General features: G+C 57.1%; 9 protein-coding genes. 3 read left to right on the top strand and 6 right to left on the bottom strand.

Going from position 1 to position 12,505, the window contains the following annotated elements; genetic code table 11:
- Positions 1-19: 19 nt before the first annotated feature.
- From K7J14_RS00130 to K7J14_RS00115, 4 genes are all read right to left on the bottom strand, one after another.
- Entirely contained in the window at positions 20-871 is an 852-nt protein-coding gene (locus K7J14_RS00130) for a type II secretion system F family protein (RefSeq protein WP_230752010.1), read from the bottom strand.
- Positions 868-2,664 (bottom strand): ATPase, T2SS/T4P/T4SS family, encoded by a 1,797-nt coding sequence (locus K7J14_RS00125; RefSeq protein ID WP_230752009.1) that lies wholly within the window; start codon positions 2,662-2,664, stop codon positions 868-870. The genes K7J14_RS00130 and K7J14_RS00125 overlap by 4 nt, the downstream gene beginning before the upstream one ends.
- Positions 2,661-4,769, bottom strand: coding sequence for a type II secretion system protein GspD (locus K7J14_RS00120; RefSeq protein WP_230752008.1), 2,109 nt, complete (start codon positions 4,767-4,769; stop codon positions 2,661-2,663). Before K7J14_RS00120 ends, K7J14_RS00125 begins: the two co-directional genes overlap by 4 nt.
- A 103-nt stretch (positions 4,770-4,872) precedes the next feature.
- On the bottom strand, positions 4,873-5,436 hold the full coding sequence (locus tag K7J14_RS00115; protein ID WP_230752007.1) for a hypothetical protein: 564 nt from the start codon (positions 5,434-5,436) through the stop codon (positions 4,873-4,875).
- 109 nt (positions 5,437-5,545) lie between these two features.
- Between K7J14_RS00115 and K7J14_RS00110 the strand changes: the two genes are divergently transcribed.
- Both K7J14_RS00110 and K7J14_RS00105 read left to right on the top strand, forming a co-directional pair.
- Positions 5,546-7,267, top strand: a complete 1,722-nt coding sequence (locus K7J14_RS00110; protein ID WP_230752006.1) for a glycoside hydrolase family 5 protein — start codon at positions 5,546-5,548, stop codon at positions 7,265-7,267.
- 73 nt (positions 7,268-7,340) lie between these two features.
- On the top strand, positions 7,341-8,096 hold the full coding sequence (locus K7J14_RS00105; RefSeq protein WP_230752005.1) for an SDR family NAD(P)-dependent oxidoreductase: 756 nt from the start codon (positions 7,341-7,343) through the stop codon (positions 8,094-8,096).
- A 36-nt stretch (positions 8,097-8,132) separates the two neighbouring features.
- Here K7J14_RS00105 and K7J14_RS00100 read toward each other — a convergent pair whose 3' ends face one another.
- A complete protein-coding gene (locus K7J14_RS00100) occupies positions 8,133-8,702 on the bottom strand; it encodes a hypothetical protein (RefSeq protein WP_230752004.1) in 570 nt (189 codons plus the stop codon).
- Positions 8,703-8,813: 111 nt separating this feature from the next.
- Here K7J14_RS00100 and K7J14_RS00095 point away from each other — a divergent pair, with 111 nt between their 5' ends.
- Positions 8,814-10,850, top strand: coding sequence for a S1 family peptidase (locus K7J14_RS00095; protein WP_230752003.1), 2,037 nt, complete (start codon positions 8,814-8,816; stop codon positions 10,848-10,850).
- A 99-nt stretch (positions 10,851-10,949) separates the two neighbouring features.
- Here K7J14_RS00095 and K7J14_RS00090 read toward each other — a convergent pair whose 3' ends face one another.
- The gene (locus K7J14_RS00090) at positions 10,950-12,236 is read right to left on the bottom strand and encodes an MFS transporter (protein WP_230752002.1); all 1,287 of its coding nucleotides are present in this window, start codon (positions 12,234-12,236) and stop codon (positions 10,950-10,952) included.
- Between the last annotated feature and the right edge of the window lie 269 nt (positions 12,237-12,505).

The raw sequence follows: 12,505 nt of genomic DNA, 5'->3' as shown, positions 1-12,505 counted from the left end.
TTTTCGCTTCGGTTTACGGTCACGCGCCGATGCTTCCCGCGGCGGAGAGAATCGGCAGAAAGAAATTCCAGGCAAGCAGAAGCACGTCGATTCCGCCGATTCCGAGGAGAGCCGGCTCCATCAGTTTTCCCGACAGTTCATGGGCGTCGTCGAGCCGCCGGGCGCAGTAGCGCGAGTTTTTCGCGAAGGCGCGCTCGTAGTCTCCGGTTGTCTCCGCCGACGAAAGCGAGTAGTACAGGTAGGGTTCCCTCGTTTCGATTCCGCCGCTCGCGCCTGAAGCGCGCAAACACTGGTCGAGCGGAAGCTTCGAGCTTGCGAGGCGTTCAAGGACTGCCCAGAACGCGGCTTCTTTTTCCCTTCGCGCCAGCGGCAGGACGAAAAAAGCCGCGCAGGCGGGAACGCTGACGAGCGGAAAGACGAGAGCCGTCAATGCTCCCGTTCGCATCCGCTCGAGGCTGAGAGCATCGAGCGGGAGGTTCGAGTTTTGCAGGGCCGGAAGGAATACGGCGAGGGCGAGCAGGGAAACGGCCGAACACAGAAGGAGGACGAGAAGCGGGTAGGCGAGGGAGCCGGCAAGCCGCGAAGCGAAACGGTCGGAACGCTCGAGCGATTCGCTCATAAGGGCGAGCCCCTGATCGAGCCGTCCGGTCGTTTCGAAGAGGGCGAGAAATCCTTTCCATTGGGAGCCCTTCGCGAATCCTTCTTCGCAAAAGGCCGCAGAAAAGAGCTCGCCCCGTTCGATTCGTTCAAGGAGAGCTCCGGCGGCTTCGTCTTCTTTCGCGAGAACCGTGAGCGCCTCGCGCGCCGTGCATTCGCTTTCCACGAGCGTCCCGAGCGACTCGATGAACGCCTCCCTTTTTTTACCCGTCATTCTGCTCCTCCCTCAGCGCCGAGAATCCGCGCTATCTCCTCGCCGGTCGTCTGTCCGCGCGCCGCAGCCACCATCCCCGAATCCCGCAGCGAGCCCGCGGGCATACCGTATCCGCTCGTTTCCATCAACGCGATCCGCCCCTTCCATCCGCTGCCCCCGCACACCGCGCACGCCGAGCACGCCGAACCTGCCGGCTCGCCCGCGAGTCCCGATCGCGCATCAGCGTGCCAATCTCGCGCGCCCGCGTGTTGACCTTGCGCGCCCGCGAGTTGAGCTCGCGCGCCCGCGAGTTGAGCTCGCGCGCCCGCGTGTCCAGCTCGCGCGTCATCGTGCCAATCTTGCGCGCCTGGGAGTTGAGCTTGCGCGCCCGCGTGTCGAGCTTGCGCGTCAGCGTGTCCAGCTCGCGCGTCAGCGAGTTGAGTTTGCGCGCCCGCGTGATTTGTTCGCGCGCCCGCGTGACAATCTCGCGCGTCATCGTGCCAATCTTGCGCGCCTGGGAGTTGAGCTTGCGCGTCAGCGTGTCCAGCTCGCGCGTCAGCGAGTACAGCTCCCGCCCCTCGGCATTCGGGGCAGATGCGGCGGGCGAGGCGCTGGGAAATTACCGCGCGTACGACCTCCCGGAGGACTCCCTCGTCGGCACCGAGTTCGACGAGCCGCGAAAGGGCACCCGCGCACGAGGAAGCGTGGACCGTGGTCAGCACCAGATGTCCCGTGAGAGCCGCGCGCGCGGCAAGGGCTGCCGTTTCCCCGTCTCGGATCTCGCCGACCATGATGACGTCGGGGTCCTGCCTGAGCACCCGGCGGAGGAGGGTATCGAACCCGAGACCGAGCTGCTCCTGTACCGGTATCTGAATCGCTCCGGGTATCCGGTATTCGACCGGATCTTCGAGCGTGATAATCTTTCGCGCATCGGGAGAGCAGGATGCGAGCACCGCCGCAAGGGTCGTGGTTTTTCCGCTTCCCGTCGGGCCGCAAACTATTACCAGTCCCCCTGGAAGCGAAGCGATATCGTCGAGGGCTTTCGAGTAGCGGTCCGGCAGTCCGAGACCTTCGATCGAGGGGGTGTCGATTCCGCCGTCGAGAAAACGGAGGGCGATAGACTCGCCGAGAATTCCCGGCACTATGGAAACGCGCACATCGCGTTCTCTGCGTCCGCCGGTCTTGACGGAAAACCTTCCGTCCTGCGGTTTCCGCGTTTCAAGGGTGTTGAGGTTCGCCATCAGCTTGATCCGGGCGGCAACTGACGCGGAAAGATCCGGCTCGAACCGTCCGACCGGATAGAGCGCTCCGTCGATCCGCATCCTCACCGCGGCGCCGCCTGCGTCGCCTTCGATGTGAATATCCGAAGCTCCCCGTTCGAGAGCCTCGGTAACCAAACCGTTCATCGCCGTCACCGCCGGAGATAACGGATTCATCTCCGCGACGCTCCATCCGGGAGCTGTAAGGGCGGCGAGCGGGAGATTCCCGCCGGCGGTTAAAAATATTTTTTTCTTTCTATAATCACCGGTTAATCGAGAGCGCATCGCAGGGAAAAGTCTTGCGATGTTCGCAGGAAAAAACGCAAGGGATCCTTGAACTTCCTTTTGCGGACGAATCGCCGCGACCCAGCGCATAAAGGCGCCCTCGCTCATTTTCTCAAGCTCGACTCTCTTGCCCGCGAACGCGTCCGCGAGAAGCCGGAGAGCCTCGGCGTCCGGTTTCCCGCCGGCATAGCCGACTGTCGCGCAATCGGCGTCCTCGCTCAGCATGCAGAGCTTTCGCGCCGCGCAGAATTCGGGAGCGAACTGCCTCATCTTTCCGCCCTCCCGTACGCCGCCTCTACAAGACGCGGCGCGACGATTCTCTCGTAGGCCGTCGCCGCGAGCTCCCTCGCGCCTTCCTCTCCGTCGTCCTCGCTGTCTTCGGCGCATACATGCGGAACGATGTACATCACCATTTCCGTTTTTTCTCTCTTTTTTTCCCGCTGCGAAAGCAGGCTTCCAAGAATCGGAATTTTCGAGACGATCGGTACTCCGGCCGTTCCCTCGTTCCGGTCGTCCTGGCGCAGTCCGCTTAAAATAACCGGTTCTCCGTCGGCGGCGTTCACCTTGGTGGTTACGTTCCGCTCCGATGTAGGCGGCGGATTCGACGAGGCCGAGGCTACGTCGGCTCCCCGCTTGGACACCGCGGCCGCGACCGTCATCGTCACCATCCCGTCGCCGGACACCCAGCCCGAAATATCCACCGTGATGCCCGATACGATTTCCCTCGTCACCCCCGAATACATCGGTTTCCCCGTTTCAGGGTCGATGTTCGAATCGCGGTAGCGGTACGTCGTCGTGTTTTTGAAAGAGACGCGCTCTCCCGATATGCCGTGAAGCGTCGTGTCGGCGTACACCTTCGCCCGGTTCTCCGAAAGAGCCGCGTCGAGCCGCGCCGAAAATGTATAGCCGAAGAGGGTGATCACGTCGAAGTTCAATCCCAGCAGGTTTCCGAATCTGCCCGCGACCGCGCTCGCGTCGCCCCTTTCCATGCGCGCCATCTCTGCGCTCGTGCCCCAGGAAACGGCGGACGAGCTTTCGAACTGCATGATCAACAGGTCGTAACGCAACCGTGTCTTCGGCCGGTCGATCTCGGCAAGCTCTGCGAGAAAAGTCTTCTTCAAGCCCTCCGGCCCGGTAAAGAACACCGACTTCCCGGTGCCCGTATCCGTCAGATCCTCCTTCTTAACCGAAGGAGGCAGGCTCTTGAATAATTCTTCCGCGGAAATATATTTCAGGACGACGAGCGAACTTCGCTGGCTCCTGTCCACCAGCTCGAGATACCGCTCTCCCTCTTCCAAAGCCGAGCTTTCGCCCTGCAGGAGGATGACTCCTCCGTCTCCTGCCGCCTCGCAGCGCAGATTCGGAAAACGCGCGGCCAAAAGGTTCTTCGCTCCGGAAGGCCTCACGTTCGTCAGCGTATACACCCGCCAATCCCAGCCTCCCTCGCGGATTTTTTTCTGCGCGTCCTGGGAGGCCGGCAGGATGTAGCGTATCCCGTCCCTCTCGATCCACTCGGCGCCCGCCTGCTCCGCGACGAGGGTGAACACCTCGTCCCACGATCGGTCCTCGACGCGGAGAGAGGCTATCATCGGGTCTGATTTTAATAGACTCACGCAGGCGTTTCCTTCCTCGCGCGAAAGCCGGTCCACCGCCTCGCCGAGCCGCGCCTGCCGGATATCGACCGAATACAAACTTCCTTTTTTTTCTATATATAAACCGCTCGCGCTCTCCCTGGCAGGATTAGCCTCACCGAGAGAAGCCTGTTTAATGTGAAGAGCGCTTCCGTCGTCGAATGCCGCCCATCCCGGAAACGGCTTTATCACCAGGGCCGCTAGTTCGTCGACCGACTGCGTCCGCGCGTGGATAGAAAGCAGCCGGTTCGGCAGCACCTCCCACACGATGGTCCGCCCGCTCTCCCTCGAAATTCGTTCGAGCATCTTCTCCGCGCTCACCCCCGACGCGTCCAGAACCCACTCGCATTCGGCATCTTTATCGCCGCCGCTTGCCGAGCTCGACCCGCCGTTTGCTTCCGACCCGCCGTCGGTCCGTGAAAGCGACATTCTCGACACCGTCCACGCCCCGCCTGATTCCTGCGCATAGAGATTTTCAGTTTTCAGAAAAAGCGAAAACGCCTCCCGGAACTCGGCGCCCCGATACCGGAACGTCGCCCGCCCATTCACCGTGTCGTCGGCCGTCAGCGTAAAGCCGCTCCAGAGAGACAACGCGTAGAGAATATCCCCGTACTCCTGGTTCACAAAATCGAAGGCCGCGGTTTTCAGCTTCCCGCCTGAATTTGTTTCCGCCCTCGCCGGCGAAGCGCAGAGACAAAGAGCGAGACAGACCGCGAGCGAGCGAGCGGGCGATGATGCGAACAAGCAATGACATCGAAGCGAGCGATTACTAATGCGTTCCATGCCCCGACATCGCCCTCGATCCGTCTTTCTGGCCCAATATCCGCTTCAAAAAAAACAGCAAGCCTCAACCGGACAGAAAACCCGACGCAAGTCCCGACGCGATCGTCCACAACGCACCCGCCGCGAGCGCCGGCACAAAGGGCATCCTCCGTTTCCCCTTCCTGAATTCCGCATCGACGAGGGCCCCCGTGCACAAAACCGTCCCGGCCGTTATCGCCTTCGCCGCGAACTCGAATCCTCCCCAGGCGCCTAGCAGCATGCACGCCGCAAGGTCCCCGTTTCCCGCCGTCTTCCTTCCTCCCGCCGCAGCGTCCGCCATCGTCCTCGCCGCGAGAAACCACAAACCCGCTCCCGCGCACCCTGCAGAATGCGCGAAACCTTCCGCCGAAAACAGAACCGCTGCCGCCTCCAGTGGACGGGTATGCATCCTCATCGTCCTCGCGTCCTCTACCGCCGCCCTCGCGTACAAAAACGCGAACGCCCAAAACCGCGCCCAATCCAGAAAATCGTAGTCCATGCGCCTTTCATAGCCCGGGATCAGCGTTGCCGGCCCGGAATACAAGAACGGAGGAGGGGGAACAGCTCTCCCTTTTAGCGACTGGCTGCGCCCCTTCCCGATAGCTCTCAAGACGCGGCTCCCCCTGGCTTCGCAGGTATTTCTTGCCTATACCTACCGGTAGGTATAGGCAAGAAAACGCTACTACGCCGCCCCCTCGTCCTGGTGTATACTTGACCTCATGAATACACTTCGCTCAAACAATTCGCCTTTTTATCTTTCTTTGATTTCTTTCCTCGCCTTCGTGTTTTTCGCAGTTTCTCCGGCATATTCCGCAGGAACAGGCGAGAAGTCCGGTTCCGGACTGTCGACAGCGCCTGTAACCGGGCAGGATAGGGGAGATCTGATTCAGGCTCGGGGAACCCTGCTTGTCGAGCCGGACGGCTCTCCGTACACGGTGCGCGGGGTCGCGTTCGGGAACTCGGTGTGGTCGAATCCTTCGAGCGCGAACGGCTTTACGCACCACACGATGGACGACTACGCCGCGGCAGCCGCGATGGGCTTTAACTCGGTGCGCTTCTACATCAATTACGGGCTCTTCGAAGACGACTCTAAACCCTACGCCTACAAGGAAGCGGGCTTCGCCTGGCTCGACCAGAACATAGCAGCCGCGAAAAAGCAGGGCATCCGCCTTCTTCTCAACATGCACTATCCCCAGGGCGGCTACCAGTCGATCGGGCAGGGCGACGCCCTGTGGAACAACCCCGCTAACCAGAAACGCCTCGGCGCGCTCTGGAAGGAAATCGCCCGCAGGTACGCAGGCGAAAGCGGCGTTCTCGGCTTCGGCATCCTCAACGAGCCGGTTCCCGTCTCCGGCATGAAGCAGTGGGAAACCCTCGCGCAAAACCTCATCGACTCGATCCGCTCCGTCAACCAGCGCCACCTCATCTTCGTCGAGCGCGCCATCTGGCTTAAAAACGGAACAACGGCGGAAATCGAACAGAACCTCTACTTCCCCCAGGGACTGAAAGATCCGAGCGGACAACTCGTTTATGAATTCCACCTCTACGATCCGATGCCCTTTAGTCACCAAAATGCAAGTTGGACAAGCTATAAAGGCTCGTATGCCGTCTGGCCCGACAATAACCGGATCGAGGCGAAAAATAAACGATGGGCCGGTTTTACCGACTCCAATCCCGCCGCTCCTGTAGACCGCGACGGGTGGATTTACCTCGAAGGGGCCGTTCACTATCCCGCGAACGATAGATTCAAACTGGGCCACCCGACCGTTCAAGCCCGCTCGCTCGGCCGTTCGGGCTCAGTTCTCGTCTCGGATCTGGAAATAGAAGAGTTCGATCCCGAGGGAAGATCCCTCGGCGTCGTATACCGCTCAGCGGCGGATTCCGAGTCAGGCTGGTATTATTGGTCTGAAGACTCGAGCGGCTCGTTCGCCAAAAAAGCGGGCGGACGCACCGCAAAAACTGCGCTTGAGATCAGCGGCTCAACCGGCGACGCCAACATCAGCGACCACGGCTCTCCCTTGAAAATCACGCAAGGCAACGGGTACAAGGCGAGCGGCTGGGTTAAAATCAAGAAAGCCGATCCGTCGTCGCGCGTCGTCGTCCGCCTCGATTACTACTCCGCGGACTCGGTCCATGTGTGGAACAAGGCGTATCTTGAATCGGTCTTCAGGGAGTACGCCGACTACGGAAAAACGCGCAACGTGCCGCTTTACATCGGTGAATTCGGCCTGATGCGCGAAGCTTTCGCGGAGAACCGCGGCGGAGAAATCTGGATCGCCGATATCCTGGACATCCTTGCCGAGTACTCGATCAACTACAACTATCACACCTGGCACGAAAGCGCCTTCGGAATTTACGGAAACGACCGCGGCTACCCCGATCCCGCTTGGGCGAACCGCGTCCTCATCGACGCTTTCACCAAAGCCCAAACGGGAAACTGAGCGGAAAAAATTGAGTAGCCTTCCTGTTTCGGTATGCTGATATTAACGGTATCGCTCAAGGAGAAAAAACAGAATGAAACAGATTGCCATAGTAACCGGAGCTTCCAGCGGAATGGGTTCGGACTTCGCCCGGCAGATAGACGGGCGGGAAGGAATAGACGAAATCTGGCTCGTCGCCAGAAGACGTGCGCGCCTTGAATCCCTCGCCGGCGAATTGAAGAATGCCCGCGCCGTCATCATCGAAGCCGACTTGTCTACCGACGAAGGCATCTCGATTATCACGGCGAAGCTTGCCGCCGAGAAGCCTTCCGTGCGCATCCTCGTGAACAACGCAGGCTACGGAAAGATCGGGAATTTCTCCGACCTTTCGCGCGGCGACAACCTGGGCATGGTTGACCTTAACGTGCGAACCCTGACCGCGCTCACCTACGACGCGCTCCCGTACATGGCAACGGGTAGCTCCATCATACAGGTGGCCTCCCTCGCGGCCTTCCTTCCGATATCCACGATGGCCGTCTACGCCGCCTCGAAGTCCTACGTGCTCAGCTTCAGCGAAGCCCTTGCCGTAGAACTCGAAGCCCGCGGCATCTCTGTTACCGCTCTCTGCCCCGGCCCCGTCGCCACCGAGTTCTTCGAAATCGCCGCGAACAAAAAGGACCACGGCATGAAGGGTCTCGTACCGAGCTCCCTCGTCGTCAGCCGCGCCCTCAAGGCGGCCGAAAAAGGCAAAGCCGCTATTCTTCCGACCGCTATCTGGAAACTGACCGCCTTTTTCACCCGCTTCGCCCCCCGGAAATTCCTCGCGCGCGCAGCAGGCAGGATGATGTAACGGAAAGGGGAGCGACGCTGCATCGAATCTCAGGATTCAGTCTCGTTCCTTTTTCAGATACTCGAAGGCTTTGTCGAGGCCCCACCCGAAGGGATACACGGCAGAATATTCGTCCTTCCCGAAGGTAAACTTTTTCGGTTGCGAATTAGAACTGAAACGGTATCCGTCTTTAATGTAGAACTCGGATATCGAAACAGCTCTATCGTCGCAGAACACGACGTATACGATCGAAGCGGTTATCAGATTCTTCAAAGAAGACTCGATCCCGGATCCCTCCTTGTGTACATTCACAGCGCCGTTGGAGTCGCTAGCCGAAAGGAAGTACGAGACGCTGATCGGCTTTTTGTCCGCGCGTTCTGGACCGATAAGTTTCGCCGCCAGTCCTTTAGCCTTCGGCATGCCGATTGTCTTTTTCAGCTTATGCATCGACGCCTCGATATGATCGTACGCCTCGTCTATGTCGGTAAAATTTCGAGTATGTTTGTATTCGGGAAAGAAAAAGGAAAAGTCGTTTTCCTTCGCGTATTCGGCCGCCTTTTTCTTCTGCGCCGCCGCAGGCCCAAGCACTACCGCAATAAAAATAACCGCCGCCGCTAATCTTCTCATACCGTCTCTCCTTTTTCCGTAATCCGCAATATCGAGATTTACTCGTTAGGGATTTACGTTATATACTAGGGGTTCATCACGTAAAATGCCCATACATAGTAAGGTGATTTCATGAAAAAGACAGTCTTTCCAGTCATTCTCGCAGCGGTGTTCCTGGTCGGTTTTGCTTCCTGCGCCTCCTCCGGCGACTCAGCCAGGGGAGAGGGCGCCGCGATTAATTCAAAAACAGTAGAAATGATAAACTCCAATTGCTACGAAGTCGTTGCGAAGAAACCAACTTCGGATTCTCTTTCATATGAGGCTGAACCCCATTGGAACCTTCTCGATTTCAAGGAACGGAACGATCCGTACATCGGTCTGGGGACCGCTTTCGCCGTCAGCCGGACTGAACTGGTGACGGCAGCCCATGTATTAGGCCTCGATCGGGATTCTCTTGTATTCACCGAACGCTACATTCGGCAAAAAATACGTACCGGCAGCGGCAAGACCGAGGAGATAGTCCGCGAAATCGATACCGTCGTTTCCTACTCGTCGAACAGGGATTATGTGGTATTCACCGTAAAAGACTTCGAGTGCTCTTCATGGTTCGAAATCGCGGATGAAGCGCAGTTCAACAAAACGATATATACCGCCGGCAATGCATACGGCGAGGGCATCGTCATACGCGAAGGCCGCCTGCTCGATACGCTTCCCGAACCGGAAAACGGCGAATGGGAATACCTGAAAAGCTCCATCGCGACCAATCCCGGAAACTCAGGCGGACCTCTTCTCGATTCTTCTTTCAAGGTAATCGGGATTGTTCTCAGCAAAAAGGACGATTTCTGCTATGCGCTCGGCATGAAGGACATCATTCCCGGCAAAGCGATACTATACTCGCGCCTGAATTTCGGTTTCTCGATATTCACAAAAAAACTGACGCGCACCACGGTTAAAGAGACGGCCTTGCCGATGCCCTATCGTGATCTCGTACAGTGGCTGTCTCTCAGAAATCGGGAAATCGCTTCCGAGGGCATGGCGGCTCTTCTGGAAGAAAACAGGGATGATCTCTTCCCGAACGGCCCGAATTCGCTGAAGGTTCTGAACTCCATCTATGTCTCGGCTTTTCCGCAATTGTGTCTGCAGGGGAGCAACGATAATTCCTGGTTCATGTCGAACATACAGGCGAATTCCTCCGACATCGGAGAGAACGGCAAAGTGTATTGGGGCGAGCCGTACGAGAATTCAGGCATATTTTTTCTCGATATAGAACATCCTGATTCCGTCTCCCCCGCCGAATACACTGATAATCCCAGGATTCTCATGGATCATATCGTCAAAGGCATAAAATACGAACGCAAAGTGACGTCTTCCGATATCGGCGTCCGCATTACTTCCATGGGCGATCCTTTGTATACCGGTTCTCATGTAGATCGTTGGGGCCGCCGGTGGGATATACATCAATGGCTGATGGAATACGCCGACCAGATGATCATTATTTTCTCGACTCCGACACCTCAGGGCGTTTCTCTCCTGTACAAGGACATTTCCAGCGCGGATCGAACCGATTGGATGTGGGACATGAAACATTTGGTGGACTTCGTCGGGATTTCGTATATGGGAACACTGGAAGAATGGAAGGCCTTTTTCGCTCGTCCCGATTTTCTTTCAGGCCCGCTGAAACAAATGTCGTTTTCGTACGAAAACGGCAAAACTGCGGCTCTTGATGCCGGAGATTTTTCATTGAAGGCTTTCGACCCCGTCGTTCCGATCGAGGATAAAACCCTCATGCTTATTAATCTTAACTTCCTGTTGAAAAACGACGAACCCGTCTGGGACGTGCGCAGGGCGATTCTCGCGGAGGGTTCGGACCCGAACAACTTCGCCTATATCATGCGCATGACCGAACCTGATCCCCGCCTGCCGAAAACCTTCCATGACGAATGGCAGAATTACGCGCTTGAAAGAAAACACCCGTACTCAGGCGTCCCGTATGTCGAGGAAGGCAATTCAAAAGCCGGCAAGATTCACGGAACTTTCATACTGGATTCCGTCACTATGCCCAAGAATAAAAACCTCTTCTTCATTTTCCTCGGAAAATCCGGTCTCGTCTCAAACGATACAATGACCGGCGCCCTGCGCTCGCTTGAAGAAAACATCGCTATACGCTAACCGTTCAGCCTGAGACCCGCCCCAAAGCCGCCCGTTTCCTCCGGCTTCGGGTACATGCAGGAGGACTGAAATCAAATATCGACTATAAATCAAGTAGTGTTAATCGACTTGATTTTCGTGACAGTCCTCGATCGTCCGGTAGTATCGCAACGTGGTGATAATGCCCAGGAATATCAGCACGATAGTCAGCCGGAACGGCAGGGTTCGCGAAATACTGGACAGGAGTCCGCTTATCCAGCCGAAGGGGGCGGTAGCCAGCATGATGATCATGTGTTGGACGGCCATAACCCGCGCGCGCTCCTTTTTGTCTACGTACAAGGCGACGAGTGATTCCGCCAGCATCGCGAGAATGCCTGCGCCGAAACCGTCGAACGCCAGCGAAAAAGCAAGGAGCGCGTATCCCGGGGCAGCAAGCGCGTGTGCCGGAGCGGGGATGAGGGCCAGTATATTCTGCCCGATGAAGTAAGAAATAAAACCAAAGAGCAAGGGTTTTTGTAGTCGCGGGGTAGCGGTTACCCTCGGGATTACCGTGAACAGAAAAAACATGGCAATGAACGATCTCAGCATCGGGAAGAAGGGCAGAACAGCGTCCGGCACGAGGAGCTTTCTGCTTGCGATTACCTGCCAGAAGGTGGTGTTCACCATGCCGACGGCGCCCACGAGAGCTGCGATGACGAGGGAGAATATGCTTCCCTTCGAGCGGAGAATGATTCTGATAACCCCTCCGTATCCCGCAAGGAGCGATGGGATGCTTTTCCCCTTTGTTTCCCGCATTCTCACTACGCCGGTCGAGGTTTCATGGGACGCGGCATACAGGATGAATATCTTGGCGGTCATGACGATGAAAGCGTTAAGGTAGAGAATCCTGACCGCGGGAACGAGGGATATCCGGGCGACAAGGAAGCTCGCAATCGGCGCGAAGAGAGCCGAGAGATGGCTTGCGATGATCACGAGGGAATAGACCTTGGTTATCTGGTCTTTTTCCACATCTTCTACGAGAAGACAGTCCCAGGAATTCTGCGTCACCTTCCACATCCCGTTGACGAGCTGGGCTCCAAGAAAGAACCAGAAATTTTGGGCGAACATCCAGATAACGCAGGGCACGCACCAGGCAAGGAAATCAAAGACCGCCGTGGTTTTGCGGCGTCCCATTTTGTCGGTGATGACTCCGCCGAGCAGTCCGAACACCACCTGCGACAACATTCCGACCGTAGTCAATAAGCCGATGTCGGCATCTTTAATGCCGAGCGCCAGCATGTAAATAGACGCATAGGGGAGACAGAGGCTCATGGAAAGTCCCCACATGGGTTCTGTATATACGCACGCGCGTGCGTTCCCGCGCAAACCGATCAAGGTTGTAATTAACGAGTTTTCTGCCGTCTTCATAGTGGAAACAATAGTATCTATAGCAGGCTGAGTTGTCAAACAAGATCGATCGCAATGAGATGCAAAATCTCTTGCAGCATAAAAAGGATGCTTACACTTTTTTCCCTTAAAAGCAGTGAATTTTATGATAAAATACTTGAAAGTACTAACTTCCAAATAGTCTTTTCCTGTAGCCTGTTTCGGCGGCATAGGTTTTGGGGTATAATTTCTCTATTATATCTACCCTTTCTTGAGGGCTGGTTATAATTTGCTCGCGATCATCGTCCACG

It is taken from the genome of Teretinema zuelzerae (assembly GCF_021021555.1).
In the GTDB taxonomy this organism is placed as follows: Bacteria; Spirochaetota; Spirochaetia; order Treponematales; family Treponemataceae; genus Teretinema; species Teretinema zuelzerae.
This window is presented reverse-complemented; position numbering and strand designations above follow the sequence as displayed.

Bases quoted from the DNA above. Each gene is read 5' to 3' on its own strand.
- K7J14_RS00130 (WP_230752010.1), bottom strand. From the start codon at position 871: ATGACGGGTAAAAAAAGGGAGGCGTTCATCGAGTCGCTCGGGACGCTC.
- K7J14_RS00125 (WP_230752009.1), bottom strand. From the start codon at position 2,664: ATGAGGCAGTTCGCTCCCGAATTCTGCGCGGCGCGAAAGCTCTGCATG.
- K7J14_RS00100 (WP_230752004.1), bottom strand. From the start codon at position 8,702: ATGAGAAGATTAGCGGCGGCGGTTATTTTTATTGCGGTAGTGCTTGGG.
- K7J14_RS00105 (WP_230752005.1), top strand. From the start codon at position 7,341: ATGAAACAGATTGCCATAGTAACCGGAGCTTCCAGCGGAATGGGTTCG.
- K7J14_RS00095 (WP_230752003.1), top strand. From the start codon at position 8,814: ATGAAAAAGACAGTCTTTCCAGTCATTCTCGCAGCGGTGTTCCTGGTC.
- K7J14_RS00090 (WP_230752002.1), bottom strand. From the start codon at position 12,236: ATGAAGACGGCAGAAAACTCGTTAATTACAACCTTGATCGGTTTGCGC.
- K7J14_RS00110 (WP_230752006.1), top strand. From the start codon at position 5,546: ATGAATACACTTCGCTCAAACAATTCGCCTTTTTATCTTTCTTTGATT.